The following is a 12,302-nucleotide window of genomic DNA, read 5'->3' as shown; positions in this document are numbered from 1 at the left end:
CTTGACTTCGCCGAGCGTGGCGGCCCGGAAGGAACCCGGTGATCCCCTCCAGAAACCGTTGCAACGCCTCTCGGCGGTGAAAAGTCTACGTCGTTACCCGATCGACGTCTGGACGCCCACGTCACCGTCGTGGCCGCCGGTTCGCGGTCCCATCGGCGATGTCGTAGTTAACAAGACTAACCAGATTGCAGCCGAACCTATTTCGCCTCGACCGCGCACCTGGCCGGCATTCGGGTGCCCGGCACCGCCAGGCCTGCCATGGCGCGCTGGGAAAGCACGTCCAACCGGTCGGTGTCATCGGGCCGTGAGGTACGGGCGGTCACACGAACAGAGTAGTCCGTCTTGCCGAACTCACTGGCGGGGCGATGCCGCTCCTGCACCCGGTACAGGGCTTACGCTGAACGTGTGACCCCGTCGGATGGCCTGCCCGATCTGCGCAACACCATCATCGTCGCGGCCTTCGAAGGCTGGAACGATGCGGGTGATGCCGCCAGTGACGCACTGGAACACCTGGACGCGATGTGGGAAGCCGAGACGATCGTCGAGATCGACGACGAGGCGTACTACGACTACCAGGTCAATCGTCCGGTGATCCGCCAGGTCGACGGTGTCACCCGGGAACTGGTCTGGCCGTCGATGCGGATTTCGCACTGCCGCCCACCGGGCAGTGACCGCGATATCGTGCTGATGCACGGGGTGGAACCCAATATGCGCTGGCGCACCTTCTGCGCGGAGCTGCTGGCGATCGCCGACAAACTCAACGTCGACACGGTGGTGATCCTCGGTGCGTTGCTGGCCGACACGCCGCACACCCGGCCGGTACCGGTGTCCGGGGCGGCCTACTCCGCCGATTCGGCGAAGTTCTTCGGCCTGGAAGAAACCCGGTACGAGGGACCCACCGGCATCGCCGGAGTGTTCCAGGACGCCTGCGTGCAGGCCGGTATCCCGGCGGTGACCTTCTGGGCCGCGGTGCCGCATTACGTCTCGCAACCGCCCAACCCGAAGGCCACCGTCGCGCTGCTGCGTCGCGTCGAGGATGTGCTCGATATCGAGGTGCCGCTGGGTGATCTGGTGACGCAGGCCGAGGAGTGGGAGCAGGCGGTCACCGAGATGACGGCCGAGGACGACGAGATCGCCGAATACGTGCAGTCCCTGGAGGAACGCGGGGATGCCGAGGTCGATATGAACGAGGCGCTCGGCAAGATCGACGGCGACGCGCTGGCCGCGGAGTTCGAGCGCTACCTGCGCAGACGCGGCCGCTGAGCGGCCACATCAAGCACGGCCGCTGAGCGGCCACATCAGGCACGGCCGCTGAGCGGCCACATCAAGCACGGCCGTCAGTTCTTCTCCAGCGCCTCAGTGCGCGCGCTCAGCGACCGGCCCAGCGCGGCGACCTCCGCGTCCAGCTTGGGCAACAGCTGCGGGGTGATCTTGCGGATATCGCGTTCGGCCACCTCCGTGGGCACCACCGGTCGGATCCAGCGGAACGCGCCGACCCAGCCCGGGCAGTAGATGCGCTTGCGGCGACCCTCGATGCCCTTGACGAACGCCGCCCCGCAGGCCGCCACGGTGGTCGTGCGATTCAGCGGCGTCGGCAGCTTGGACAACATCTCCCGAAACGCCGACAGGTCGGCCTTGGCGTCCTGCACCAGCGGGGTGTCGATCCAGCTCATGTGCGCCGACCCGACGTCCACTCCGAGGTGGGCGACCTCGAGGCGCAGGGTGTTCGCGAAGTACTCGGCGCCGGCCTTGGAGGCGTGATAGGCCGACAGCCCCGGTGACGAGGTGAATGCCGCCAGCGAGGACACCACCAGGACATAACCGCGGCGGGCGATCACCGTAGGCAGCGTGGCCCGCACGGTGTTGAACACCCCGACCACGTTGACGTCGATGACACGTTTGAACGCCTCGGGGTCGACCTGGAGCACCGACCCGAAGCTGGCGATGCCGGCGTTGGCCAGCACGATGTCGATACCGCCGAACCGTTGCACGGCCGCGTCCGCGGCTCGTTGCATGGCCGGTAGGTCCCGCACGTCGGCCAGCGCGGTGAGCACATGGTCGGCCCCGCCGAGCTCGGCCGCCAGCTCGGCCAGCGGGGCCTCGTCGAGGTCGGTGAGCACCAGCCGGGCACCCTTGGCGCGCAACCGGCGAGCGACCTCGGCGCCGACGCCGCGGGCGCCCCCGGTGATGAACACGACCTTGCCGTCGACGGCATACGTTGCGGACATGCCGTCCAAGGTACCCGGTACCTCCGGTCACGGGAACGGGTTAGAGGGCAACTCCGAGCAAGGCATCGGCGATATCGGCCACCAGTCGGGGTGCGCTCGGGTCGGCGCCGCCGTAGGTCAACGCGTCGGTAGCCCAACCATCCAGGGCGGCAAGGGCTTTCGGAGTGTCGAGGTCATCGGCCAGGTAGCGCCTGACTCGGCTGAGCACATCGGTGGCATCCGGACCCGCGGGCAGTGCCGTGGCGTGGCGCCACCGGGCCAGCCGGGACTGCGCCTCGTCGAGGACATCGGTGCTCCAGAACCGGTCCGCCCGATAGTGCCCGGCGAACAGCCCCAGCCGCACTGCCGCCGGGTCGACCCCGTCGGCACGCAGCCGCGACACCAGCACCAGGTTGCCGCGGCTCTTGCTCATCTTGTGCCCGTCCCAGCCGATCATGCCGCTGTGCACGTAGTGCCTGGCGAATCTGCGTTCGCCGGTGACGGATTCGGCGTGCGCGGCGGAGAACTCGTGGTGCGGGAAGATCAGGTCCGACCCGCCGCCCTGGACATCGAACCCACTGCCGATGCGGTTCAGCGCGATCGCCGCGCACTCGATATGCCAGCCGGGCCGGCCCGGACCGAACGAGGCCGGCCAACTCGGTTCGTCGGGGCGCTGGGCCCGCCACAGCAGGGCATCCAGCGGATCGACCTTGCCGGACCGGTCCGGGTCGCCGCCGCGTTCAGCGAAGAAGCGCAGCATGGTGTGCCGGTCGTACCCGGATTCATAGCCGAACTGTTCGGTGGCGTCGGCACGGAAATAGATGTCGCGGTACTCGGCGTCGTCCACGACGTAGGCCGCGCCCGAGGCCAGCAGTTTCTCCACCAGTTCGACGACCTCGCCGACGGTGTCGGTCGCGGCGACGTAATCCCGCGGTGGCAGCACCCGTAACGCGGTCATGTCTTCGCGGAACAGCTGCGTCTCACGGTCCCCCAGTTCGCGCCAACCGATGCCGTCGCGGGCGGCCCGTTCGAACAGCGGGTCGTCGACGTCGGTGACGTTCTGCACGTAGTGCACGCCGAGGCCGGTGTCCAGCCACAACCGGTAGACCAGGTCGAAGGTCAGATAGGTGGCCGCATGCCCGAGATGTGTTGCGTCATACGGGGTGATCCCACAGACATACATGGTGGCGGTCTCCCCCGCCGACACCGGACGCACCTGGCGATCGGCGGTGTCGAAGAGCCGCAATGGCACGCCCGTACCGGGCAACTTGGGAACGGTCGGCGCCGGCCACGACTGCATGGCGTCGACTCTAAGGTGTGCGGTCAGCGTGCTCTCCCGTCGGCCCGTACTCACCGAGTAGCGACAACGTGGGTGAGCATTTGATTCCCGAATCAGTGTGCGGATCTGATGGTGTCCAGCAGGATCCCGGCCAGTTCCGGCCGGCACATCAGCAGATCGGGCAGGTACGGGTCGCGGCGGTTGTACACCAGCGGGTCCCCCGCCAGCCTGGTGGCGTGCAGGCCGGCGGCTTGGACGACGCCGGCCGGTGCGGCCGAATCCCACTCCCACTGCCCGCCGGCATGGATATAGGCGTCCACGTCACCGCGCACCACCGCCATCGCCTTGGCGCCGGCCGAGCCGATCCGCACCAGTTCGATGTCGAGATGATCGCGCAGCCACCACAGCACCGCCGGGGGTCGGTACGTGCTGGCCGTGACGCGAATCGGTCCGTCGGCGCGTGGGGGCGGCGGGGTGACGGTGTCGGTGCGGTAGACCTGCCCGATGGCCGGCAGGGCCACCGCCGCGTCGGTGATGGCACCGGCGGAGCCGGTGCCGGTTGCCGCAGTTCCGGCTGCGGTCTTGTCGCGCTGCCACAGGGCGATGTGCACCGCCCAGTCCACCCGCCCCGGCAGGGAGAATTCGCGGGTGCCGTCCACCGGGTCGACGATCCACACCCGGTCGGCATGCACCCGCGACAGGTCGTCGGCGGCCTCCTCGGAGAGCACCGGATCGTGCGGGCGCAGTTCCCGCAGCCGGCGCAGGATCAGCGCATTGGCCCGACGGTCCCCGGCATCACCGAGGTCGTACGGATCGTAGAAGCCGACCTCGTCGCGCACCGCGAGCAGCAGCCGGCCGGCATCGGCCGCTACGGTGGCGGCGACGTCGGCATCGGTGAGCTCGGTGGACCCCACTAGAACGCCGGCCACGGGATGGGCCGATGCCGATCGGGCGTCGGCATCACCGGATTATCAAGCAGCGCAACGATTCTCGACCGCAACGCGGCGACTTCGCGACCGGTGATGTGCTCACACAGTTGTGCACCCAACTCGGCGTCGAGCTGTTCCCGCAACCGTGCGATGGCGGCCAGGTTGCCGTCCTCGACCGGCTTGCCCGCCCAGCCCCACAACACGGTGCGCAACTTGTCCTCGGCGTGCAGGCTCACCCCGTGGTCCACGCCGTACACACCGCCGTCCACGCCGGCCAGGATGTGGCCACCCTTGCGGTCGGCATTGTTGATCACCACGTCGAAGACCGCCATCCGGCGCAGCCGTTCGTCATCGGCGTGCACCAGGGTGACCTCGTCGCCGGCGTAGTCGTAGGCCTGCAGGATCGGCAGATACCCCTGCGGCGGCTGCCCGGCGGGCACCAGGTCGACCAAATCCGGTCCGGTGGGCTCGGGATCGGCGGGGTCCTGCTCCGATAACGCGTCACCGGGTTGGTCCACCCAGCGTTGCACCATGCCGGGGCCGGCCGGCCCGTCACGAACGATGGTGTAGGGCACCACATTCCAGCCCAGGGCGGCGGATACCAGGTATGCGGCGTATTCGCGTCCGGCCAGGGTGCCGTCGGGGAAGTCCCAGAGCGGCGCCTCCCCGGCCACCGGTTTGTACACGCAGTGTTCCTGGCGGTCCTCGAGTCCGTCCTTGAGCCGAGCCTCGCACAGGAACGTCGCGTTGCTGGCCGAGCGGATCCGTCCGATGACGGTCAGGTCGCCGTGTGCGAGAACCCGGTGCACCCGCTCCCGCTCAGGATTCGATGTCATCATCGGCTCCGCCGAACGCCCCGCGCCGGTAGCCGTTGGTGCGAACACAGATGTGGCCTTCCGGGTCGAGCGGTTCATCGCACAGCGGGCACGGCGGCCGGCCCGCGGAGATGACCCGGTTGGACCGGTTGGCGAATTCGCGCGCCGACTCCGGCGTCAGGAACACCCGCACCGCGTCGGGCCCCTCTTCGGCATCGTCGAGCACCACCGACGCGTCGAACTCGGTCTCGGACACCGCGAGCAACTCGACCACCACGGTCTGCGCCTCGGAATCCCACCCGAGGCCCATGGTGCCCACCTTGAACTCCACGTCCACGGGGGTGACCAGCGGGTTGAGGTCGTCCACTTCGCCGGTGTCGGGCGGGATCGGGGTACCGAAACGGCGGTTGATCTCGACCAGCAGCGCCGAGATGCGCTCGGCGAGCACGGCCACCTGTTGCTTTTCCAGCATCACCGAGATCACCCGCTTGTCATGCACCGCCTGCAGGTAGAACGTGCGGTTCCCGGGCTGCCCGACGGTCCCGGCCACGAAGCGGTCGGGTGTGCGGAAGACGTGAATTGCGCGTGCCATGGCACCTCTCAAAATACCGGTACGGGCCAGGCGTCAGTCGGTGGAGCCGCCGACAACCGCATCCGTGGCGGGCGCGGCGGCCTCGGCGCCGGGCTCGCCCGCGGGTTTGGGGGTCAGCGCGGCGGTCAGGCCGTTGCCGGTGTGATTGACGTGCAGCACGAACGGCCGGGTGTCGGTGTAGCGGATCACGCTCATCGACGCGGGGTCGGCGGTGATGCGCTGAAAGCTGTCCAGGTGCGTGCCCAGCGCGTCGGCCAGGACCGCCTTGATCACATCGCCGTGCGTGCAGGCCACCCACAGCACATCGCCTTCGTGCTCGGCGGCCAGCCGGCGGTCGTGCTCCCGGACGGCGGCGACGGCCCTGGCTTGGACCTGGGCCAGCCCCTCGCCGTCGGGGAACACCGCCGCACTGGGCTGCTGCTGCACCACCGTCCACAACGGTTCCTTGACCAGGTCGGCGATCTTGCGGCCGGTCCAGGCACCGTAGTCGACCTCGGAGATGCGCTCGTCGACGGTCGGCTCCATCTGCAGGGCAGCGGCCAGGGGCGCGACGGTGGTGGCGCAGCGCAGCAGTGGTGAGCGCACGATGGCCTTCACCGGCAGGGCGCCGATCCGGTCCACCACCGCGGCGGCCTGTTCGCGGCCCTTCTCGTCGAGGTCGACGCCCTCCGAGCGGCCGGCCAGCGTGTGTGCGGTGTTGGACGTCGACCGACCGTGTCGCAGCAGGATGACGGTCATTGGGCCCCGATCACGCCGGTGCCGAGCAGGATCAGCACCGTCACGCCGACGATGACGCGGTAGCCGACGAACCAGTACATGCTGTGCCGGACCAGGAATTTCAGGAACCAGGCGATGGCCGCGTAGCCGACCACGAACGCGATCACCGTGCCCACCAGGAGCTGCAGCCCGGTTGCGCTCTGCCCGGCGCCCTCGGGGTGGAAGGCGTCGGGCAGCGAGAACAGGCCCGACGCCAGCACCGCCGGGATGGCGAGTAGAAAGCCGAACCGGGCGGCGGCCTCGCGCTTCTGCCCGAGGAACAGGCCCGCGCTGATGGTGACACCGGACCGGGAGACGCCGGGGATCAGGGCCAGCGCCTGCGAGGTGCCGACGATGAGGCTGTCGCGCCAGGTGAACTGGGTGATCTCGCGGGTCTGCCTGCCGAAGTACTCTGCGGCGGCGATCACCGCGGAGAACACCACCAGCGCGGTGGCGATGATCCACAGGTTGCGGATGTCGTCGCGGATGTAGTGCTTGAACACCAGCCCGGCGATACCGATCGGGATGGTGCCCAGGATCACCCACCAGCCCAGCCAGTAGTCGGCGGTCCGGCGGCCGGCGTCGAACAGTCCGCCGAACCATGCGGTGAGGATGCGGCCGATATCGCGCGCGAAGTAGATGAGCACCGCGATCTCGGTGCCGATCTGGATGACGGCCGTGAACGACGCGCCCGCGTCCTGGCCGAAGAACGCCTCGGACACGATGGCGAGATGCCCGGACGACGACACCGGTAGGAACTCGGTCAGGCCTTGGACTATCGACAAGACGATCACTTGCAGCCACGACACGTCAGTCACGCGGACGACCGTACCGTGGGCCAGTGGTCAGCGTGCGCCGCGCTGCACCGGCTCGGCGGTCGCCACGGCGTCGCGGACGGCGGCGGCCAGGCTGCGTTCGTCGAAGAGGTCGACATCGGCGAGGCTGTGGGTGGCCACCGCCACGATGTCCTCGTCGACCGGGACCAGCCCGCTCAAGGCCGGCCGGTAGACCTCGACCACCAACGACTGACGGTCCTGCACATGAAAGGAAAAACTGCGGCCACCTGCGAGCATGCCGAAACCACTTGCGTGCACGCCGGTCGAGATGTCCTCGATGGCAAACTCATGGTCAATCAGAAAGTCCGGCACGAGAGCCATAGCGGCACCCTACCGCCAAATTGACGACCTCGTTCGGCCTTACCGATGTTTGCCCGAAAATTGAATTCGAAACATTCTTCATCACGCAAAGAGGAGCCGAACGGGGCTTTGCACACGAAATCCGCTGCGCTTTCCGTCTTGAGTTGCGCATTAGCCCTGGTTGTGACGTTCTCTGCGGGTTGCTCAAAGAACCCGGCGGATTCGCCACCGCCCACCATCACGCCGGCCTCCGCCGCGGTTTCACCGCCGGCGACCGGCGCCGTCCCTGGCGTCGTCCGGCCGCTGCCGGCGCCCGGCCTGGCCGCGGTGTTCGACCCGCAGACCGCCGCTCTGAGCGTGCTCGGACCGGCCGACCGGCTCACCGTGTTCGGCGCGCAGCCCCGGACCGTGACGCTGCCGTCACCGGCCCGCGCGCTGGCCGGTGACGGTGCGGGGCGGGCCTATCTGGCCACCCGCGGTGGGTATCTGCGGGTGGAGCTGGCCACCGGCGCGGCCACCCGGGTGGACGTCAGCGGCGAGGCTGACACCGACTTCACCGCGATCGCCGTGCGGGCCGACGGCCGCCTGGTGCTCGGCAGCGCCGACGGCGCCGTGCTGACCCTGGCGGCAGGTGATTCCCCCAGCGCCGTCAGCGCGCGGCTGAAGAGCTTCGCCCATGTCGACGGCCTTGCGGCGCAGGGTAATTCGGTGGTGGTGTTGGACCGCGGTCAAACCTCGGTGACGGAGGTGGACGAGGACGGCACCAAGGCCGAGCAGGCGTTGCGCGCGGGTGAAGGGGCGACCACCATCGCCGCCGACCGGGCCGGGCGGGTGCTGGTCGCCGACACCCGCGGTGGCGCGCTGCTGGTGTACGGCACCGGGCCGCTGATCCTGCGGCAGGCCTACCCGGTGCCCGACGCGCCGTACGGCCTGGCCGGGTCCACCGGCCTGGCCTGGGTGTCACAGACGGCCACCAACACCGTCGTTGGTTACGATCTGAGCACCGGAATACCCGTAGAGAAGGTGCGTTATAGGACCGTGCAGCAACCCGACACCCTGGCCTTCGACGACGCGTCGGGCACCCTGTACGTGGTGTCCGGGTCCGGAGGTGGGGTGCAGGTGATCGAGAAGGCTGCCCGATGAGCGTGCAACGGGGCCGGATGCCGGCCGGCTGGGCCGGTGAGCTGTCCGACGAATACGAGTGGGTACCACTACGACTGCCCCCGGACGTCACCCGGCTCTCGGCATCCATCCGGCTGTCGATCGAGGCCGAGTACCGCGGTTGGGAGCTGACCCGGGTGCGGCTGTACACCGACGGCAGCCGCCGAGTGCTGCTGCGCCGCAAGAAGACCGCACTCGGGGATCAGCCGGCGCTGTGATCTACCACCTGTTGCGCCGGATGTTCTTTCTCGTCGATCCGGAACGCATTCACACGTATGTGTTCGCAGCCCTGCGGGCGGCGGCCGCGATCGGCATCAGCCGGAAGGCGCTGCGCCGGCTGCTCGCCCCGACCGATCCGATCCTGGCCAGCACGGTGTTCGGCGTGCACTTCCCCGCGCCGCTGGGCCTGGCCGCCGGCTTCGACAAGGACGGTCGCGGCATGGCGGTCTGGGGAGCGCTGGGCTTCGGCTATGCCGAGGTCGGCACGGTGACCGCGCAGCCGCAGCCGGGCAATCCGACGCCCCGGCTGTTCCGCCTCGCCGAGGACCGGGCGCTGCTCAACCGAATGGGCTTCAACAACCACGGCGCCGCCGCGCTGGCGCGCCGGCTGGCCCAGCACACCCCCGACGTGCCGATCGCGGTGAACATCGGCAAAACCAAGGTGACCCCGGCCGAGCAGGCCGTCGACGACTACGCCGAAAGCGCCCGGCTGGTGGGCCCGCAGGCCGCGTTCTTGGTGGTCAATGTCAGCTCGCCGAATACCCCCGGGCTGCGCGACCTGCAGGCGGTGTCCTCGCTGCGGCCGATCCTGACGGCGGTGCGCGCCGCCACGGACACACCGGTCCTGGTGAAGATCGCGCCTGACCTGTCCGATGCCGATATCGACGAGATCGCGGATCTGGCGGTCGAATTGGGACTGGCCGGCATCGTCGCCACCAACACGACGATTTCCCGGGCCGGCCTGCGCACCCCGGGAGTGGCCGACCTGGGGCCCGGCGGCGTGTCCGGCGCGCCGGTGAAGGCGCGCTCGCTGGAGGTGCTGCGCCGGCTGTACGCCCGGGTGGGCGATCGTCTGGTGCTGATCAGTGTCGGCGGTATCGAGACCGCCGAGGATGCCTGGGAGCGCATCGTGTCCGGTGCGTCGCTGCTGCAGGGCTACACCGGGTTCATCTACGGCGGTGGGCTGTGGGCCAAGCACATCCACGACGGCATCGCCGACCGCCTGCGGTCCGGGGGGTTCGGATCCGTGGCCGAGGCGGTCGGGTCGGCCGCGCGGTAGCGCTACTTCTGCTCGTATGTGCCGTGGATGACGGCGCGGGCGATGGCCTGGCCGAACAGGTTGAAGCCGAGATAGGCCGGGGTGGCGCCGTCTGGCAGCCCCAGAGATTCCACGGGCAGCGCATGCACGGCGATGTAGTAGCGGTGCGGGCCGTGACCGGCCGGCGGGGCCGCACCGATGTAGCGCTTGAGGCTGGCGTCGTTGGCCAGGGTCACCGCGCCGCCGGGCAGCGGGTCACCGTTGCCGGCATCGGCGGGCAGCGACGTGACCTCGGCAGGCAGATCGGCCACCGCCCAATGCCAGAACCCGGAGGCGGTGGGCGCGTCGGGGTCATAGACCGTCACTGCGAAGCTGCGGGTCTCCTCCGGGAAACCGGACCAGCTCAGCTGCGGTGACACATCGGAGCCACCGGCCCCCATGATCCCGCTGACCTGATCGTTGCCCAGCGGTTGACCGTCGGTCACCGACTCGGACGTCAGCGTGAACGTCGGAAGCTGCGGCAGGTTGTCGTACGGTGACGTGCTCATCGCGCCCCTTTCAGCAGTTTGTCAGGCTTCAGCATGTGGTAAGAAAGTTGTGCAGGACTTTCGCCCCGAACTGTAGTGCGTCCACGGGTACCCGTTCGTCGACACCGTGGAACAACGCCGCGAAGTCCAGATCTGGCGGCAGCCGCAGCGGCGCGAAGCCGAAACAACGAATTCCCAAGCGGGAGAAAGCTTTCGCATCGGTCCCGCCGGACATCATGTAGGGCACCGTGCGTGCCCCTGGGTCGGCGGCCAGCAGCGCGGCGTTCATCGCGTCCACCAGGTCGCCGTCGAACGTGGTCTCTACCGACGGCAGATCCCGTTCCCAGGTGCGGGTGACGTTGGGCCCGATCAGCTCGTCGACCTCGCGCTCGAAGGCCTCCTTGCGGCCCGGCAGCACCCGGCAGTCCACCATGGCCTCCGCCGTGGCGGGGATGACGTTGGCCTTGTAGCCGGCCTTGAGCATGGTGGGGTTGGCGGTATCGCGCAGCGTCGCGCCGACGATGCGGGCGATGCCGCCGAGCTTGGCGATGGTGCCGTCCAGGTCCGGTGATTCGAGATCGAACTCGTAGCCCGTCTCCTCTGCCACCGCGGTGAGGAATTCGGCGACCGAAGGCGTCAGCACGATCGGGAACTGGTGCTTGCCCAACCGGGCCACGGCCTCGGCGATGGTGGTGACGGCGTTGTCGTCGTGCACCATCGAGCCGTGGCCGGCCCGTCCGCGGGCTTCCAGACGCATCCAGGACAGCCCCTTCTCGGCTGTCTCGATGAGGTAGAGCCGCTTCTCGCCGCCGTCGCGGGTGGGCACCGTCAACGAAAACCCGCCGACCTCGCCGATCGCCTCAGTGATGCCCTCGAACAGGTCGGGCCGGTGGTCGACGAGCCACTGGCAGCCGTAGGTGCCGCCGTGTTCCTCGTCGGAGACGAACGCGAACACCAGGTCCCGTGGCGGGACGATGCCTGCGCGCTTGAGATACCGGGCGACCGCGAGGGTCATGCCGACCATGTCCTTCATGTCGACCGCGCCGCGACCCCAGACGTAACCGTCCTCGACGGCCCCGGAGAACGGATGCACGCTCCAGTCGGCCGGTTCGGCGGGCACCACGTCGAGGTGGCCGTGGATCAGCAGGGCGCCGCGAGTGGGGTCGGCGCCTTTCAGCCGGGCGAAGACATTGCCTCGGCCGGGGGCGCCCGCCTCGATGTACTCGGTTTCGTACCCCACCTCTTCGAGTTGGGCAGCCACCCAATGGGCGCATTCCGCCTCGCCTTTGGTGGTTTCGGGATCACCGGTGTTGGAGGTGTCGAAGCGGATGAGGCTGCTGACGAGCTCGACGACTTCGTCTTCTGGTCGAATTCCGTCGCTTCGCGCGCCTTGGGGCAATGTCACGTCCCTTTCCTACCACCTGCCGGCACGACGATCCGGGCCTCGGTTTTGTCGCGGTCGATGGCATCCGTTAGCCTTAAGCGCCCCACCCGATGGATGTGGGCTGGTCCGAGTGGCGGAATGGCAGACGCGCTAGCTTGAGGTGCTAGTGCCCTATTAACGGGCGTGGGGGTTCAAGTCCCCCCTCGGACACCCGACTGAGGTGAGTGGAAAAACGCCCCGCGTTTTTCCCGAGCCGAT

At 68.8% G+C, this 12,302-nt stretch carries 15 protein-coding genes and 1 tRNA gene; 5 read left to right on the top strand and 11 right to left on the bottom strand.

Annotated features, from left to right (window positions below; all coding sequences use genetic code 11):
• Positions 1-197: 197 nt before the first annotated feature.
• Positions 198-323 carry a hypothetical protein gene (locus SBI67_RS11830; protein WP_318980745.1) on the bottom strand — a complete coding sequence of 42 codons (126 nt, stop codon included), beginning with the start codon at positions 321-323 and terminating at the stop codon, positions 198-200.
• An 82-nt stretch (positions 324-405) separates the two neighbouring features.
• Between SBI67_RS11830 and SBI67_RS11825 the strand changes: the two genes are divergently transcribed.
• Positions 406-1,263, top strand: coding sequence for a PAC2 family protein (locus SBI67_RS11825; RefSeq protein ID WP_024453555.1), 858 nt, complete (start codon positions 406-408; stop codon positions 1,261-1,263).
• Between the two features lie 74 nt (positions 1,264-1,337).
• On the opposite strand, the gene SBI67_RS11820 is transcribed toward SBI67_RS11825, so the two are convergent.
• From SBI67_RS11820 to SBI67_RS11785, 8 genes are all read right to left on the bottom strand, one after another.
• Positions 1,338-2,228 (bottom strand): SDR family oxidoreductase, encoded by an 891-nt coding sequence (locus tag SBI67_RS11820; RefSeq protein WP_318980744.1) that lies wholly within the window; start codon positions 2,226-2,228, stop codon positions 1,338-1,340.
• A 40-nt stretch (positions 2,229-2,268) separates the two neighbouring features.
• The gene (gene mshC, locus SBI67_RS11815; protein ID WP_318980743.1) at positions 2,269-3,507 is read right to left on the bottom strand and encodes a cysteine--1-D-myo-inosityl 2-amino-2-deoxy-alpha-D-glucopyranoside ligase; all 1,239 of its coding nucleotides are present in this window, start codon (positions 3,505-3,507) and stop codon (positions 2,269-2,271) included.
• A 92-nt stretch (positions 3,508-3,599) separates the two neighbouring features.
• Positions 3,600-4,415 (bottom strand): 3'(2'),5'-bisphosphate nucleotidase CysQ, encoded by an 816-nt coding sequence (locus tag SBI67_RS11810; protein WP_318980742.1) that lies wholly within the window; start codon positions 4,413-4,415, stop codon positions 3,600-3,602.
• A complete protein-coding gene (locus SBI67_RS11805; protein ID WP_318980741.1) occupies positions 4,400-5,251 on the bottom strand; it encodes an Rv2133c family protein in 852 nt (283 codons plus the stop codon). Before SBI67_RS11805 ends, SBI67_RS11810 begins: the two co-directional genes overlap by 16 nt.
• Positions 5,235-5,822, bottom strand: a complete 588-nt coding sequence (locus SBI67_RS11800; protein WP_318980740.1) for an Rv2134c family protein — start codon at positions 5,820-5,822, stop codon at positions 5,235-5,237. The genes SBI67_RS11805 and SBI67_RS11800 overlap by 17 nt, the downstream gene beginning before the upstream one ends.
• Before the next feature lie 33 nt (positions 5,823-5,855).
• Positions 5,856-6,560, bottom strand: coding sequence for a histidine phosphatase family protein (locus tag SBI67_RS11795; RefSeq protein WP_266049005.1), 705 nt, complete (start codon positions 6,558-6,560; stop codon positions 5,856-5,858).
• A complete protein-coding gene (locus tag SBI67_RS11790) occupies positions 6,557-7,387 on the bottom strand; it encodes an undecaprenyl-diphosphate phosphatase (protein WP_266049058.1) in 831 nt (276 codons plus the stop codon). The genes SBI67_RS11795 and SBI67_RS11790 overlap by 4 nt, the downstream gene beginning before the upstream one ends.
• A 36-nt stretch (positions 7,388-7,423) precedes the next feature.
• Positions 7,424-7,735 (bottom strand): hypothetical protein, encoded by a 312-nt coding sequence (locus tag SBI67_RS11785; protein ID WP_266049004.1) that lies wholly within the window; start codon positions 7,733-7,735, stop codon positions 7,424-7,426.
• A gap of 162 nt (positions 7,736-7,897) precedes the next feature.
• Between SBI67_RS11785 and SBI67_RS11780 the strand changes: the two genes are divergently transcribed.
• Genes SBI67_RS11780 through SBI67_RS11770 form a run of 3 tightly spaced genes read left to right on the top strand, consistent with a single transcriptional unit; the run spans position 7,898 to position 10,154 of the window.
• The gene (locus SBI67_RS11780) at positions 7,898-8,857 is read left to right on the top strand and encodes an NHL repeat-containing protein (protein WP_318980739.1); all 960 of its coding nucleotides are present in this window, start codon (positions 7,898-7,900) and stop codon (positions 8,855-8,857) included.
• Positions 8,854-9,093: a DUF5703 family protein gene (locus SBI67_RS11775; RefSeq protein ID WP_024453565.1), complete on the top strand. Its 240-nt coding sequence runs from the start codon at positions 8,854-8,856 to the stop codon at positions 9,091-9,093. The genes SBI67_RS11780 and SBI67_RS11775 overlap by 4 nt, the downstream gene beginning before the upstream one ends.
• Positions 9,090-10,154: a quinone-dependent dihydroorotate dehydrogenase gene (locus tag SBI67_RS11770; protein WP_318980738.1), complete on the top strand. Its 1,065-nt coding sequence runs from the start codon at positions 9,090-9,092 to the stop codon at positions 10,152-10,154. The genes SBI67_RS11775 and SBI67_RS11770 overlap by 4 nt, the downstream gene beginning before the upstream one ends.
• 2 nt (positions 10,155-10,156) lie before the next feature.
• Here SBI67_RS11770 and SBI67_RS11765 read toward each other — a convergent pair whose 3' ends face one another.
• On the bottom strand, positions 10,157-10,681 hold the full coding sequence (locus SBI67_RS11765; RefSeq protein WP_318980737.1) for a YbhB/YbcL family Raf kinase inhibitor-like protein: 525 nt from the start codon (positions 10,679-10,681) through the stop codon (positions 10,157-10,159).
• A gap of 28 nt (positions 10,682-10,709) precedes the next feature.
• Positions 10,710-12,065: a M20/M25/M40 family metallo-hydrolase gene (locus tag SBI67_RS11760; RefSeq protein ID WP_318980736.1), complete on the bottom strand. Its 1,356-nt coding sequence runs from the start codon at positions 12,063-12,065 to the stop codon at positions 10,710-10,712.
• 103 nt (positions 12,066-12,168) lie between these two features.
• Here SBI67_RS11760 and SBI67_RS11755 point away from each other — a divergent pair.
• Positions 12,169-12,254: transfer RNA gene (locus SBI67_RS11755), tRNA-Leu, on the top strand.
• Positions 12,255-12,302: the final 48 nt, after the last annotated feature.

It is taken from the genome of Mycolicibacterium chengduense (genome assembly GCF_033741155.1).
Taxonomy (GTDB): domain Bacteria; phylum Actinomycetota; class Actinomycetes; order Mycobacteriales; family Mycobacteriaceae; genus Mycobacterium.
Note: the sequence above shows the minus strand (reverse complement) of the source record. Positions and strands in the feature narration are given on the sequence as shown.

Bases quoted from the DNA above. Each gene is read 5' to 3' on its own strand.
- SBI67_RS11820 (WP_318980744.1), bottom strand. From the start codon at position 2,228: ATGTCCGCAACGTATGCCGTCGACGGCAAGGTCGTGTTCATCACCGGG.
- mshC (WP_318980743.1), bottom strand. From the start codon at position 3,507: ATGCAGTCGTGGCCGGCGCCGACCGTTCCCAAGTTGCCCGGTACGGGC.
- SBI67_RS11805 (WP_318980741.1), bottom strand. From the start codon at position 5,251: ATGACATCGAATCCTGAGCGGGAGCGGGTGCACCGGGTTCTCGCACAC.
- SBI67_RS11800 (WP_318980740.1), bottom strand. From the start codon at position 5,822: ATGGCACGCGCAATTCACGTCTTCCGCACACCCGACCGCTTCGTGGCC.
- SBI67_RS11795 (WP_266049005.1), bottom strand. From the start codon at position 6,560: ATGACCGTCATCCTGCTGCGACACGGTCGGTCGACGTCCAACACCGCA.
- SBI67_RS11785 (WP_266049004.1), bottom strand. From the start codon at position 7,735: ATGGCTCTCGTGCCGGACTTTCTGATTGACCATGAGTTTGCCATCGAG.
- SBI67_RS11775 (WP_024453565.1), top strand. From the start codon at position 8,854: ATGAGCGTGCAACGGGGCCGGATGCCGGCCGGCTGGGCCGGTGAGCTG.
- SBI67_RS11765 (WP_318980737.1), bottom strand. From the start codon at position 10,681: ATGAGCACGTCACCGTACGACAACCTGCCGCAGCTTCCGACGTTCACG.